At 68.6% G+C, this 13,574-nt stretch carries 15 protein-coding genes and 1 tRNA gene; 4 read left to right on the forward strand and 12 right to left on the reverse strand.

All coding sequences use genetic code 11. The annotated features are described in order from the left end of the window. Window positions 1–63: 63 nt before the first annotated feature. The 4 genes from EV648_RS10350 to EV648_RS10365 all read right to left on the reverse strand — a co-directional run bounded on the left by EV648_RS10350 (window position 64) and on the right by EV648_RS10365 (window position 4,242). Entirely contained in the window at window positions 64–915 is an 852-nt protein-coding gene (locus EV648_RS10350) for a hypothetical protein (protein WP_132288219.1), read from the reverse strand. Then, window positions 912–1,445, reverse strand: coding sequence for a SigE family RNA polymerase sigma factor (locus EV648_RS10355; RefSeq protein ID WP_132288222.1), 534 nt, complete (start codon window positions 1,443–1,445; stop codon window positions 912–914). The genes EV648_RS10350 and EV648_RS10355 overlap by 4 nt, the downstream gene beginning before the upstream one ends. A gap of 125 nt (window positions 1,446–1,570) precedes the next feature. After that, entirely contained in the window at window positions 1,571–2,893 is a 1,323-nt protein-coding gene (locus EV648_RS10360) for a diguanylate cyclase (protein WP_132288225.1), read from the reverse strand. Window positions 2,894–3,204: 311 nt separating this feature from the next. After that, window positions 3,205–4,242, reverse strand: a complete 1,038-nt coding sequence (locus tag EV648_RS10365) for a hypothetical protein (protein ID WP_132288228.1) — start codon at window positions 4,240–4,242, stop codon at window positions 3,205–3,207. 77 nt (window positions 4,243–4,319) lie between these two features. Between EV648_RS10365 and EV648_RS10370 the strand changes: the two genes are divergently transcribed. Next, window positions 4,320–4,922: a TetR/AcrR family transcriptional regulator gene (locus tag EV648_RS10370; protein ID WP_132288231.1), complete on the forward strand. Its 603-nt coding sequence runs from the start codon at window positions 4,320–4,322 to the stop codon at window positions 4,920–4,922. Between the two features lie 84 nt (window positions 4,923–5,006). Here the strand turns inward: EV648_RS10370 and EV648_RS10375 are convergent, their stop codons facing one another. Together EV648_RS10375 and EV648_RS43975 are read right to left on the reverse strand one after the other, a co-directional pair. Further along, on the reverse strand, window positions 5,007–6,566 hold the full coding sequence (locus tag EV648_RS10375) for a helicase HerA-like domain-containing protein (protein ID WP_132288234.1): 1,560 nt from the start codon (window positions 6,564–6,566) through the stop codon (window positions 5,007–5,009). 141 nt (window positions 6,567–6,707) lie between these two features. After that, window positions 6,708–7,157 carry a L,D-transpeptidase gene (locus tag EV648_RS43975; protein ID WP_241995015.1) on the reverse strand — a complete coding sequence of 150 codons (450 nt, stop codon included), beginning with the start codon at window positions 7,155–7,157 and terminating at the stop codon, window positions 6,708–6,710. A 374-nt stretch (window positions 7,158–7,531) separates the two neighbouring features. On the opposite strand from EV648_RS43975, the gene EV648_RS10385 reads away from it, so the two are divergent. Continuing rightward, window positions 7,532–7,825 carry a type II toxin-antitoxin system VapB family antitoxin gene (locus EV648_RS10385; RefSeq protein WP_132288237.1) on the forward strand — a complete coding sequence of 98 codons (294 nt, stop codon included), beginning with the start codon at window positions 7,532–7,534 and terminating at the stop codon, window positions 7,823–7,825. A 22-nt stretch (window positions 7,826–7,847) separates the two neighbouring features. Beyond that, window positions 7,848–8,411: a LytR C-terminal domain-containing protein gene (locus EV648_RS10390; RefSeq protein ID WP_132288240.1), complete on the forward strand. Its 564-nt coding sequence runs from the start codon at window positions 7,848–7,850 to the stop codon at window positions 8,409–8,411. 62 nt (window positions 8,412–8,473) lie between these two features. Here the strand turns inward: EV648_RS10390 and EV648_RS10395 are convergent, their stop codons facing one another. From EV648_RS10395 to EV648_RS10415, 5 genes are all read right to left on the reverse strand, one after another. Then, entirely contained in the window at window positions 8,474–9,982 is a 1,509-nt protein-coding gene (locus tag EV648_RS10395; RefSeq protein WP_132288771.1) for a potassium/proton antiporter, read from the reverse strand. A gap of 286 nt (window positions 9,983–10,268) precedes the next feature. Next, window positions 10,269–10,359, reverse strand: a tRNA-Ser gene (locus tag EV648_RS10400). A 13-nt stretch (window positions 10,360–10,372) separates the two neighbouring features. Then, window positions 10,373–10,807 carry a tRNA adenosine(34) deaminase TadA gene (gene tadA, locus EV648_RS10405; RefSeq protein ID WP_132196425.1) on the reverse strand — a complete coding sequence of 145 codons (435 nt, stop codon included), beginning with the start codon at window positions 10,805–10,807 and terminating at the stop codon, window positions 10,373–10,375. A gap of 28 nt (window positions 10,808–10,835) precedes the next feature. After that, window positions 10,836–11,339 (reverse strand): tRNA adenosine deaminase-associated protein, encoded by a 504-nt coding sequence (locus EV648_RS10410; RefSeq protein ID WP_369410616.1) that lies wholly within the window; start codon window positions 11,337–11,339, stop codon window positions 10,836–10,838. A 181-nt stretch (window positions 11,340–11,520) separates the two neighbouring features. Beyond that, entirely contained in the window at window positions 11,521–11,691 is a 171-nt protein-coding gene (locus EV648_RS10415; RefSeq protein ID WP_199234523.1) for a hypothetical protein, read from the reverse strand. Between the two features lie 189 nt (window positions 11,692–11,880). On the opposite strand from EV648_RS10415, the gene upp reads away from it, so the two are divergent. Then, a complete protein-coding gene (gene upp, locus EV648_RS10420) occupies window positions 11,881–12,522 on the forward strand; it encodes a uracil phosphoribosyltransferase (RefSeq protein ID WP_132288246.1) in 642 nt (213 codons plus the stop codon). A gap of 56 nt (window positions 12,523–12,578) precedes the next feature. Here upp and EV648_RS10425 read toward each other — a convergent pair whose 3' ends face one another. Next, a complete protein-coding gene (locus tag EV648_RS10425) occupies window positions 12,579–13,556 on the reverse strand; it encodes a teichoic acid biosynthesis protein C (RefSeq protein ID WP_132288249.1) in 978 nt (325 codons plus the stop codon). Between the last annotated feature and the right edge of the window lie 18 nt (window positions 13,557–13,574).

Raw genomic sequence — 13,574 nt, forward strand, 5'->3', positions numbered from 1 at the left:
GCTGAAGGACGCGACCGGCTTCGGAAAGGTTCTGCGCTGGAGGATTCCGTGCTGGCAGGGATCTCAGCAGCCGTGGGTGATCTGCGCGCAGATCTGCTCGGGCTCCGCCAGCCGGAAGTCGTTCACCACCGTGCCGTCCGCGGCCACCAGCCGGACCCGGATCTTGTCGGTGGCACCCGGGGTCGCGCCTCCCTCCGAGCCACCAGGCGTCTGCTGCAACGACCAGTAGTGCATCAACCAGTACTTGCCTTGCACGGTGGCATCCACGGTCCTGCCGTCGGGAAACGAGTACCTGACCGTCTTCACACCCGTCGGCAGGCGACCCGCGGCCCAGTAGTACTCGAAGTCGTCGTAGTTCCCGCTCGGCTGAGTGAGGCGATTCTGCGCGACGGCGAAGGCGTCCTTGTCCTGCGGACTCGGCGCAACCAGGCCGGCCGGGCGCCGCGCGGACACCTGGGCCTCGCCCTCGGAGCTGTACCCGTTGTCGCAGGCCGCCCAATACTTGCTGTCAGCAATGACCATCACCGACCCCTGAGGTGATTCGAGCAACGCTTGCTGTGTCGCGTTCGCGCCGGGTTTCGGGTTCGCCTCGGCCAGGGCCACCTTGCAGTTGGCGAGCAATTGCGCGGCAGACATCGCCGTAGTACTCGTCGCGCGCGGCGTCGAAGTACGGGCCGAAGGGGTGCTGCTCGGCGTACCGACGACGGGTGGGTCGACGGGCGCACCGCTGTTCGCGCCGTCGGTCGCGATGATGCCGCCCGCGACAACAGCCAGTACTGCGACCGCCGCGAGGCTGCCTGTCGTCAGCTCACGCTTACGGCGACGTCGCCGGGCGCCGGTGATCACCTTCGCCGGATCGAGCGGCTCGATGCCGTCGTCCGGGCGGAGGGCGTCCCTGATCTCGTCGTCGTTCATGACTGCTCTCCCACGTAACTGCCGCTCAGTTCCGGGGCAGCGCGGAGTTTCTGGAGGGCGCGGGAGTTCGCGCTCTTCACGGTCCCGACCGCCACACCGAGGGTCGCCGCGGTCTGGGCCTCCGTCAGGTCCTCGACGTACCGCAGCACCACCACCGCCCGCTCCCTCCTGGTCAGCACCCGCAGGGCGCCGGCGATCGCCAGCTTGCGATCCACCGCCGCGCCCGGGTCGACGACGTGCGAGCCAAGGCTCTGGTCCAGCTCGGCCGCGTGACCGCTGGGCCGCTCCCGCCACGGCCGGCGCCGGACCCACGACAGGTGCTGGTTGACCACGGCCTGGCGGACGTAGCCGAACGGGTCGCCCAGCTCGATCCGGTCCCAGCGCAGATAGGCCTTCTCGAGCGCGGTCTGGACGAGGTCCTCGGCGAGCGCGGCGTCGCCGCACAGCATCCGCGCGATGTGCACCAACCGCGCGGACCGTGCGAGCACGAAAGCCGTGAAGTCCTCGTCGCGGCTCTCAGACCGCTGCATACCCTCTCCCGTCGTCACCTTCCGCTGCTGAAGACGCCCCCACCCCCGAAAAGGTTCTGCCGCCGCTCAGCGACCCACGGTTTCTCGCTCGGCATCCGGCAGCGGGCTCGGTGCCCGGCGGCACGTCAGCGGGGTTGCAGGGTGTCGGCGGGAGTCTGGTGCAGGGTGGGGCGCCGCAGGTCGGCGGTGAGCAGGTCGGCGGCCAGGCGCACGCGATCGCGGCCAGCGGCCTTGGCGGCGTACATGGCTCGGTCGGCGCGGAGCAGCAAGTTGTCGACGGTGGTGCCGTCGGCGGGGTAGACGGCGACGCCGATCGAGACGGTCAGCCCGAACGTGTCCGGATCCAGGTCGGGCTCGTCCAATGCTCCCGCGCACATGGCGGCGAGTGGGCTCGCGGCGACGGCGGAGCGGAGGCGGTCGGCGGTGACGGTCGCGTCGTCCAGATCGGTGTCGGGGAGCGAGATGACGAACTCCTCGCCACCGAACCGTCCGATCACGTCTTTGGTCCGGATGGCGCTGCGAAGGATCGTCGCCACCGCGCGCAGGGCCTCGTCGCCGACGAGGTGGCCGTGCCGGTCGTTGACCTGCTTGAAGTGGTCGATGTCGATCAGCAGCACCGCCATCGGCTCGCGCTGCGTCCGCGACCGGCGGAGCATCTCCTCGGTCCGGCGGCGCCACCAGTCGACCCGGCCGAGATTCGTCTTCGGGTCGGTCTGCGCCTCGGACTCCAATTGGCCGAGCAGCAACGCGCGCTGGGCGCTCAGGGTGATCGGGATGGCGACGAACGCGAACCACGGGCTGACCAGCGTCGCGGCGGCTAGCAGGCAGCCGAGCGTGGCGGCGGTGGCGTCGACGCAGAGGTCGTCCTTGCCGCCGACGGTGTCCCGGCGACTGCTGCCCGGCACGATCAGCGAGATCGCCAGGCCGCAGAGCAGGGTGTCCGCGGTGACGTACACGGCCGCGGCGGCGCCCATCGAGGCGACCAGGCCCAGTCCGCTCGAGCCGGTGAGGTCTCGCGCGGAGACGAAGACGGCGTGGGCGGCACCGACGGCGAGCACGTGGACCGCGGTGGAGAAGGCCCAGCGGTACGGGATGCACTTGCCGGCTCTGATCCGCCACCAGATCCGCAGCAGGAGTGCGACGAGGATCGCCAAGGCCGGGTGGAGCACGACGGCGGCAGCGATCATCCAGGCAGGGGCCAGGTCTTTGTGGAGTGGACCGCCGCGCCGGCGACGGCTCTCGACCCGACGGGCGCCCTCGACGGCGATCAGGGCCGAGACGGTCAGGGCGAACACGACGTCGATGCCGCGCCAGGAAGGGAGCTCGGCGAAGGCTTTTATCCCGTAGGAGATGGCGGCGAGGTCCACGAGCACCACCAACCCGAACGCCGGGACCGTCAGGGTCCAGAGCGCCCAATGCCGTACCGCTCGCCTACTCTGCGCAACCATTACCCCTCACGGTACGACGAGTGAGGGATCAGTCCCAATCCGCGACGGCGCGCTGTGGATAACCAGTTGGAAACGAAGTCAACCCGTTGATAGGTCAGTCGTTTGATCAACAATCAACGATCGAACCACCTAGCGTGACCATTTCGATCCTGCTCGAAAACAACACCCTCAGTGCTGTGCACGATTTGGATCCATGCGCCCGGCGGGCTCGGCGGTGGCCGGGACCCAGGCCGCCGCCAGCCAGCGTGGAGGTGCGGAAGTTGAGCAGCCCAGCACGTCGCGGCTCGCGCGCTTCGGCGGCCGGCGCCGCCCTATTTGAGGTGAAAGACGTGGACCAAGTGTGGCGTATCGGCCAGGGTGTGAGGTGCGAACGCGTGGTAGGCCCAGACGTGAACCCACGCGTTGCCGGTTCGCACCGTGAGGACGGTCTTGAACATTCCCGGTGCGAAGTAGGTCAGGATCAGGAAGGCCACCGACAGGGCGGCGTTGCCTGGTGAATCGAAGATCGTCCACGCGTCCCAGACATGCAGCGCCGTGTAGGTGAGCCCACCGAGGATGACCGTGGCGGTGGTCGAGCCGGTGAGCAAGAGGAAGCGCGGCACCAAGATCGCGTAGATGAAGACCATGGCGGGCAGTACGGCGCCGGCGAGGTACAGCGTGAAGGTCAGCGGAGCACCGAGCAGGATCTGACGGGCGGGGAGGTCGAAGATCTCCGGATCGAGCGTGGCGATCTGCACGAGTGATTCGACGCTGAGGATCACTCCGATGAGTAGGGCGTCGGCGCGGCGGTTGCCCGAGCGAAGGTTGAGCGCCTCGGCCGAGTAGCGCCGGCGGAAGTACAGCAGGGGAACCACCGCGTAGATGACCAGGTTGAAGCTCGCCCAGGCGATGGCCTCGCCAGGGCTGACATGCTCGTGTGTTCCGTAGATCGAGCCCGCGAGGTGAAGACCGAAGGGATGCCATCCGGCGAGTCGGGCAAGGGCGAAGCCGAGGCCCAACGCGCCTGCCGCGTAGAGAAGCAGGCACAGCGCTTCGCGGGCGGCCAAGGATCGCCGCGGTGCGCGACTGGCGAGGTCAGGCATCGCCCGTTTGCGGGAGACCCAGTAGGTCAGTGCGGTGAGCAGCAGCACCTCGATGAGGACGAGGTTGGCGTCCACCACCCGACCGAGCGGTGTCCGGGCGGCGGCGCTCGGCCAGTCGAACGGCAACGTGTCTCCCGCCACCGCAAGAGCCAGTCCGTTGCAGGCCACCCAGCCCAAGACGGCCAGGCGGACGCTGCGCTGGCGCAGCAGCGCGGTGAGGCCACGGCGGTGCCCTGGTTCTGCTTCTGGCTTGTTGACGAGGGTCATGGTGGGGGTCTCCGACACGTTTAGTAGCACGACTGTGCTACCACCGCAACGTAGCACGACTGTGCTATAAAGAGCCAGTGCCTAAGGTTGTGGATCCGGTGGAGCGCCGCACCGAGCTCGTCGAGGCGGTACTGCGGGTGGTACGCCGCGATGGCCTGGAGCAGGCCTCGGTGCGCAATGTCGCGCGTGAGGCGGGGCTGTCGATGGGATCGCTGCGCCACTACTTCGTGAGTCAGACCGAGCTGATGGTCTTCGCGTTCCGGACGGTCATCGATCGGATCGAGTCCCGCCTCGCGAGGCTGGAGCCCGAGCCCGACCCGAGGCGACGAGCAGAGCGCGTGTTGGCTGAACTGCTCCCGCTCGATGACGACCGGCGCGCCGAGAACGAGGTCTGGTTGGCCTTCACGTCCCGGGCCATGGTCGACCCGGCGCTTCGGGCCCTGCGTGACGAGGGATACGACGCGCTCCGGGCCGGCTGTCGAGCGATGCTCACTGACCTCTCGGCAGCCGGTCTCGCCCCGGCCGACGTACCGGCTGAGGCTGAGCGGCTGCACGCCTGGCTCGACGGCCTCGCGGTGCACGCGGCCATGCGAGCGGACAGCTACACGGCCGAGAAATTGACAGCCGCCATCACGTATCACCTCGACGCGCTCGCGACCGAAGCAGCCGTCGTGCGGTAACCGCCGAAGAGTTCAGTCGACTGATCCGCAGGGCGGATGAAAGCAGTCGGTGGCGCAGGAGGTCTGCAAGCCGGCCGGCGGGGGTCAGCGTTTGCGGCGGGCGGCGCCGAAGAGGCCTCGGACTATTTCTCGGCCGGCGGAGCGGGCGAATTGTTTGAAGGCGGAGGAGCCCATTACCTGCTCGACCATGGATTTTTCTTGTTTTTGGGAGCGGGGGGCGGCCTTCGGTTGCGGCTCAGCCTTGGCTTCAGCTTCAGCTTCAGCTTCAGCTTCGGCTTCGGCTTGGGCGGCGCCTGCCTGGACCTTGGCGGCCAACTTCTCGTAGGCGGACTCGCGGTCGATGACCTCGGTGTACTTCGCGTTGCCGGGCGACGCCTGGACCGTGGCGGTGAGTTGCTCGGCGGAGGCGGGTGCCATCAGGGACTGGGGTGCGCGCAGGCGGGTCCACGCGACCGGGGTCGGGGCGCCCTTCTCGTTCATCACCGTGACGATCGCCTCGCCGATGCCGAGCTGGGTCAGCACCTCGGCCAGGTCGTACGACGAGTTGGGGAAGGTGGAGACCGTGGCCTTCAGAGCCTTCGCGTCGTTCGGGGTGTGTGCCCGGAGCTGGTGCTGGACCCGGGAGCCGAGCTGCGCCAGTACGTCGTCCGGCACGTCCTTCGGGGTCTGGGTGACGAAGAAGACGCCGACGCCCTTGGAGCGGATCAACCGCACGGTCTGCGCGATCGAGTCCAGGAATGCCTTCGACGCGTCGTTGAACAGCAGGTGCGCCTCGTCGAAGAAGAAGACCAGCTTCGGCTTGTCCACGTCGCCGACCTCGGGCAGGTCGTGGAACAGGTCGGCCAGCAGCCACATCAGGAAGGTGGAGAAGAGCGCCGGGCGGTCCTGCAGGTTCGGCAGCTCCAGCAGCGACACGACCCCCTTGCCGTTGCGCTCCTGCATCAGGTCCGCGGTGTCGAACTCGGGCTCACCGAAGAACGCCTCGGCTCCCTGGTCGGCGAACCCGATCAGGGCCCGCAGGATCACCCCGGCGGTCGCGGCGGACAGCCCGCCGAGCTCCTTCAGGTCGCCCTTGCCCTCGTCGCTGGTCAGGTGGGTGATGACCGCGCGCAGGTCCTTCAGGTCCAGCAGGGTCAGCCCCTGCTTGTCGGCGTAGTGGAAGATCAGCCCGAGCGAGGACTCCTGGACGTCGTTGAGACCGAGCACCTTGGACAGCAGCACCGGCCCGAACGAGGTGATGGTGGCGCGGATCGGGATGCCGGAGCCCTGGCCGCCGAGCGCGTAGAACTCGGTCGGGAAGCCGGTGGCGGTCCACTCCTGGCCGATCGTCTTGGTCCGGGCCAGCAGCTTCTCGCTCTCCTCGCCGGGCTGCGAGACGCCGGACAGGTCGCCCTTGATGTCCGCCGCGAACACCGCGACCCCGGCTGCCGAGAGCTGCTCGGCCATCAACTGCAGGGTCTTCGTCTTGCCGGTACCGGTGGCGCCGGCGACCAGGCCGTGCCGGTTCACCATCGACAGCGGGATCCGAACCGCGGCCGCCGGGTTCGGCGTACCGTCGACCAGCAGTGCGCCGAGCTCGATCGCCGGCCCCTCGAACGCGTACCCCTGCTTGACGGTATCCACGACGTCGGCTGTCTCGGCCATGTCAGTGATGCCTTTCGAACGAACGAAGGGAACACACTCCCCGTGCGTTCGAGATGCTAGTGCCCGGACCGGCAAAACAGTGCCCTGAGCGCGGAGTCGCTGGTACTCCGGGCTCAGAGCACGAGGCTGGACGGGCCCGGGTCAGCGGATGACGACGACTCGGGTGCCGGTGGTGGTGAACGACCAGATGTAGGACGACATCGCCTTGGAGACGCGGATGCAGCCGTGCGAGGCCTTGGCGTTGGTGCCCAGCAGCCAGTCGGCGTGGATCTGGGCGCCGCCCCGCTTGTACGTCGGGATCTGGTGGAAGCCGATCCCGCACGGGGCGAAGCGGACGAAGTTGTTCAGGTACAGGCTCGCGCCGTCGGTGTTCTTCCTGATCTTGGCGGCCCGTCCGCACTTGGCGCCGCTCCTGTAGGTCCCCGGCTTCAGGTAGCGCGGGTTGTCGATGATGCCGGCCTGCCGGACGACCTTGCCCCTGGCATCGATCAGCCAGACCCAGTTCTGGCCCTGGCTGATCACGATCCGGCGACCGCCACCGGTCCCCGCCGGTACCGGCCGTACGTCGCACCGCTTGGCCGTGGATGCCATCAGCCGGGTGTACGTCGTACCGGCGAGCTTGCCGCTCTGGGACAGCTTGTTCGCGGACTGGAACCGCCTGGGTCATCGCCCCTACTTTGCCGTCCACCGGTCCCGCTGTGCAGCCCAGCCGGTTCAACCGGGTCTGCGCCGCCTTGTTCTGGGTGATGGTCAGCGCGTCCGCCGGGATCGTCATCCCCACGACCGCGACCACCAGAGTCGCGGCCCCCACCCCTAGCCTGGTCAGAACTCTCATCTTTGCCCCCTACTAGTGCCGATCCCTGTGGGACGCCCACCAGGCTCAGAAGGTTGAGTCCTGGTCACGACTTTCCCGGTGACATTCCTGACCATCTCGTAGGACCTGTTCCCCCGCTAGACTTCGGTGGGTGATCTTCAAGCGCGTCGGGGAGGAACGGCCGTACCCGGATCACGGGTACAAGCCGAAGGACTGGTCTGTGCTGCCACCGAGGCAGGTCAGGCTGGACCAGCTCGTCACGACCAAGGGCACTCTCGACCTGAACGCGCTGCTGGACGAGGACTCGACCTTCTACGGCGACCTGTTCGCCCACGTGGTCGAGTTCAAGGGGGAGATGTACCTCGAGGACGGGCTGCACCGGGCCCTCCGCGCGGCCCTGCAACAGCGTTTGGTTCTGCACGCACGGGTACTGGTCGTGGAATAAGTCGAATGAGTCGGGGGACCAGATGAGCGCTCTCCAGCCGCAGCCGAGGCCACACTCGCGGATCCACTGGCGGACGCCCGTCACCATGGTGGTGCTGCTCGGCCTGCTGGTCAGTGGCGCCTGGTGGGGGTGGAACTCGCTCACCAAGAGCAGCGCCGAGGCGAACTGCGTCGACCAGACACTGCCGAACAACCGGATGGTGCCCAAGCAGGTCGTGGTGAACGTCTACAACGGCGGCGCCAAGGCCGGTACTGCGGCCGCGGTGGCGGAGGAGCTGAAGAAGCGCGGGTTCAACATCGGCAAGATCGCCAACGAGCCGAAGGGTGACAAGGTCGACGTCGTCGCGGTCCGCGGCACCACCGACAAGTCGCCCGAGCTGCAGCTGGTCGCCGGTCAGCTGACCCAGAAGGCCGCGCCCGTCGGCGACAACCGGCCGGACCACACCGTCGACCTGATCGTCGGCCGCGGCTACAAGACGCTGAAGGTCAAGGGCACCCCGTCGATCGGCGTCCCCGCCGGCAGCACCCACTGCCTCCCGATCGTCCGAGGCACCCAACCCATCCCCTCCGGACAGAACCCCAACTGACCTCCGCGGCCGGTCCAGCCACACCCTGTACTCCGACCTGCCGGAGCCTGGCGTGCGGGTGGTCAGAGATTCTCTCGGCCTCGTTCGCCGAACCAGCCTGCTAGGCGGCCTGCCCGGCTGACTGCTCGGAGGCGGCGGACTGTTTGTTCGCGGAGGCTGCTCGGGGCGACGACCAGGAGGGCGTCCCCGGCTCTCAGGACCGTACGGCGGTCCGGGACGAAGGCGCGGGTGCCACGAATCACCAGGGAGATCGAGACGCCCTGGGGCAGGCGGAGTTCGCCGATCTCGACGCCGGCCAGCTTCGACTCGCTCGGGACGCGGACCTGCAGCATGTCGGCGCCCAGGGACTCCAGCGGCGCCACATCGATGTCGACCTCCTGGGCCGCGTTGTCGTCGAGCACCCCCAGCCGCTTCGCCAGCCACGGCAGGGACGGCCCCTGCAGCAGCGTGAACAGCAGCACCAGCACGAACACCACGTTGAAGATGCGATCGGCCTGCGGGACCTGCTCGGCCAGCGGGATCGTCGCCAGCACGATCGGTACGGCGCCGCGCAGCCCGGCCCAGGCGAGGAAGGTCTGCTCGTTCCAGGGGATCCTGAACGGCGTCGCCGAGATCGCCACTGCCGCGAACCGCCCGACCACGGTGACGGCGATCCCGATCACCAGCGCCAGCAGGACATCGTTCAGCCGGAACATGCTGGGCGACGCGAGTAGGCCGAGCATCACGAACAGGCCGATCTGGGCGAGCCAGGCGATCCCGTCGACGAACGACCTGGTCGCCATCCGGTGCGGCAACTCCGCCCGCCCGAGCACCAGGCTGGTCACGTACACCGCGGCGAACCCGGAGACGTGCAGGAGCACCGTGCCCCCGGCGTACGAGAGGAAGGCGGTCGAGACGATCGCGAGCGGGTAGAGGCCGGCCGAGCCGAGCGCCACCCGGCGCAGCAGGGCCACCGCCGCCCAGCCGATCAGCAGGCCGAACAGCGCGCCGAACACGAGTTCATAGACGACCAGGCCGGCGAAGTACGGGAGGCCGTGGTCGCCGAGGCCGCCGGTGCTGACCAGGGTGACCAGCAGCACCGTCGGGGCGTCGTTCAGACCGGACTCGGCCTCCAGAGCCCCGCGCAACCTCGGCCGGATCGGGACCTTGCGGAGTACGGAGAAGACGGCGGCGGCGTCGGTGGGCGACGTGACGGCGCCGAGCAGGACGGAGATCTGCCAGTCGAGGCCGAGGATGAAGTGGGCCACGCAAGCGACCACGCCGACGCTGATCGCGACGCCGACGGTCGCGAGAACGACGCCCAGCGGCATCACCGGGCGGACCTCGTTCCACCGGGTGGTCAGGCCGCCCTCGGTCAGGATGATCACCAGCGCGGCGAACCCCAGCGCGTGCGCGAGCTCCGCGTCCTCGAACTGGATCCCCAGCCCGGACTCGCCGAGCAGCAACCCCATGCCGAGGTAGATCAGCAGCGACGGGAGACCGAGGCGGCCGGAGAGCCGGACAGCGACGATCGCCACCAGCAGCACCGCGGCACCGGCGAGCAGGATCCTGTCGAGATCATGGACGTCCACAGCGGCCCTCAAGGTCGGGGGTCTGCAGCTTAGTGGAGCCGTGCCTCCGGCAACGAATCATCGGCGCCGAACTGATTCATGTCACAAAAGAACCGGCCACCGCGCCACCGGCCGGAAAAGAACGGAGACCCTGACGCATCACACAGCATCAGGGTCCCCGGCGTAACTCCCACCCAAAGGGTGGTTGGCGGTGGCGGAGGGAACCGTCGCAGGCTCCTCCCAGATCCCACAGCACTTGATATGAGTTGGGTGGGTCCCACACTTCGTGCGGAACCCACCCAACTCATGGCGGTGGCGGAGGGATTTGAACCCTCGGAAGGGGGATACCCTTCACGCGCTTTCGAGGCGCGCTCCTTCGGCCGCTCGGACACGCCACCGCCGCAGAGGCTATCAAGACCTATGGCCTGTGAAGAAATCGCGTAGCCGCGCACCCGTCTCGTCGGCCATCACACCGCCCACGACCTCGGGCCTGTGGTTCAGTCTGCGGTCCCTCACGACGTCCCAGAGCGACCCGACCGCGCCCGCCTTCTCGTCGTACGCGCCGAAGACCAGGCGGTCCAGCCGGGACAACACGATCGCCCCCGCGCACATCGTGCAGGGCTCCAGCGTGACCACCAGCGTGCAGCCGGTCAGCCGCCACTCGCCGACGTGCTCGGCGGCCGCGCGGATCGCCAGTACCTCGGCGTGCGCGGTCGGGTCCCCGGTCGCCTCGCGCTCGTTGTGCCCGCGCCCGATCACCTGTCCGTCGGGGTCCACCACGACCGCCCCGATCGGTACGTCGGCGCTCCCCCGCGCCAGCTCCGCCTCGTCCAGCGCCAGCCGCATCAGCCGGGCCCAGGCCGCGTGTGCCGGGTTAGCCAATGGTTTCGAGCGCTTCGTGGAACTGGTTGCCGAAGCCGAGTGCCTCGGCGATCTCCTCGAGCATCTCCTCGGGGTACAGGTCGACGTCGTCGATCAGCGCGCCGAGGTCCATCGCGCTCATGCCCAGATCGGCGATGATGGCCAGGTCCCCGGCAGGCACCTGCTCGTCGTCGTCATCGGCCAGCGGGATGTCCAGCTCGTCGACCACCTGCTTGGCCAGCGGCCACTCTGTCGCGGCGGTGACGTCCGAGATCAGCAGCCGGGCCCGGCCGCCGATCACCCGGAGCAGGATGAAGAAGTCCTCGTCGACGGAGATCATCCCGAGCACCCCCTGGTCCCCGGGGTAGCGCCGCAGCGCGGAGACCAGCGCGGACAGGTCGGGTTCCCCGCGCAGCACCAGCGGCGTGACGAGCCAGTCCCCATCCTCGGTGTAAGCAGCGACTGCGAAGTCGAGCTCTGTGGTGGTGGTCATCGGCCCAGCCGTGGGATCAGACACGCGCTCATCGTCGCAGACTCCCGCGCCAGGCGGGAGATGTTCACACATTCACCAGCAGATCGGTGCCACTCCGAGACCCACCCCCACCCGGCGTAGGCGGGTCAGCCGGCCCGGCTGCAGGCGTCTCCGGACGCGCGGCAGGAGCCGCCGAGCGCGGTACGGGAGGCCCGGCGTACGAGGGTCAGTGGTGGTAGGTAGCGCGGCGCATGGCGGCGCGGATCTGCCGGACCCGGGCTCTTCGGGGGGTGATCCGGTCGCGGAGAGCGCGGGCTTCCTCCAGTTCACGTAGGAAGGCGGCGCGGCGGCGCAACCGATCGAGCTCTTCGGGTGACTTGCCAGTGTTCTCGCTCACGGGCGCCACGTCCTCGTCGGTTCGGGAGAGGCCGCCCTGGGGCGGGGGCCGGCTGACCTAAATCGACTGCGTTTCAACGCTAACAGCGGGCTCGTACTCCGGGTCGGCCGTCCGGCGTGTGCTGGCCGAACGGCAGACACGGAGGACTAGGGTTCCCGGCAGCGAATCGCCGACGGTAGCGTTCCGGCCATGCAGATCCTCGTCGTGGACCACCCGCTCGTCGCCCACAAGCTCACCGCGCTGCGGGACGAGCGGACGGATTCGCCCACCTTCCGGCGGCTGACCGAGGAACTCGTCACGCTGCTCGCGTACGAGGCGACCCGGGACGTCCGGACCGGCCCGATCACCGTCACCACCCCGGTCGCCGAGGCCCAGGGGATCAAGCTGACCGCCCCGAAGCCGTTGGTGGTGCCGATCCTGCGGGCCGGCCTCGGCATGCTCGAGGGCATGTCCCGGCTGCTCCCGACGGCCGAGGTCGGTTTCCTCGGCATGATCCGGAACGAGGAGACTCTGACCGCCTCGACGTACGCCGAACGGCTACCGGAGGACCTGTCCGGGCGGCAGTGCTACGTCCTCGACCCGATGCTCGCGACGGGTGGCACGCTGGCCGCGGCGATCCAGTTCCTGGTGGACCGCGGCGCCGACCACATCACCGCGATCTGCCTGCTGGCGGCTCCCGAGGGCGTCGAGCGGATCGAGCGCGAACTCGCCGACCTGCACATCCCCTGCAACCTGGTGATCGCCGGGATGGACTCGCACCTGAACGAGAAGGGCTACATCGTCCCCGGCCTGGGCGACGCCGGTGACCGCCTGTACGGCGTCGCCCAGTAACCGCTTGCGTCCGAAGTACCGAGGGCTATAGACCTCGGTACTTCGGACGCAAGGGTTCAGACCAGGGTGTTGCGGTAGAAGAAGTTGGCCCGGCGGTCGCCGGTGACGCCGGACGCGAACCCGAAGTACAGCCGGGCGGTCGCGTCGATGGAGCCGTAGACCGCCATCCCCTCGGCCTCGCGGTAGGTCAGGCTCTTGCCGGCCAGGGTGAGGAACGAGTCGACGATCTTGCCCTGGTTGATGTCGTAGCACCACAGCTTCGAGTTGGCCTTGGTCTCGTCCGGCTCCCCCGGGTAGGCCTCGCCCTCCCAGAAGTACGCGTACGAGCCGTACAGCGCCCAGCCCTGGAAGTCGATCCCCGGCGTCAGGTCCGGCTGCTTGAAGGAGGCGAGCACGGTCGAGTAGTCGCCGGCCGCGGCGGCCGCCAGGCTGTAGACGTTGATGTGCATCCCGTCGGACAGCGAGTGACGCACGCCGATCCGGCCGTACCGCTGGTCGACCGCGGGCGTGAAGACGCTGCCGTTCGCGACCGGCTTCCACTTCTTCAGCGAGGCGGAGTCCTTGTTCAGGGTGGCGCCGTTCTGCCAGGGGAACCGGGCGATCTGCCGGCCGCGTCCGTTCGTGGTGTCCACGTCGGTCTCGGTCCACAGGTACGACGTACCACCGACGGCCTCGACGCCGATCGACACGGCGTGGCCGAACCCGGTCAGGTACATGTGCCCGACGACGGTGCCCGAGAAGTTGAGTTGGCTCAGCGTCAGGTCACCGCTGTTGGCCGGGGTCCCCGACCGCAACTGTCCGGTGAAGATCCGGTTGTTCGGGGTGTCGAACGCCATCGACTGCATGACGGTCGGGCCCCACAACGGCTTGTGGCGGAAGAACTCGTTGGTAGTCGCGCTCATCTTGAACCGCTTGGTGGCGGGCAGCGCGGCGGCACGGACAGGGCGGGCGGAGGCGGTAGGGGCTCCCACGGTTCCGGCGGCGACGAGCGCACCGGCCCCAGCGAGCAGCCCACGACGAGAGAGGTTGTCCATACCGGGTGACGGTAAGAG

It is taken from the genome of Kribbella sp. VKM Ac-2568, from assembly GCF_004345365.1.
Taxonomy (GTDB): Bacteria; Actinomycetota; Actinomycetes; order Propionibacteriales; family Kribbellaceae; genus Kribbella; species Kribbella orskensis.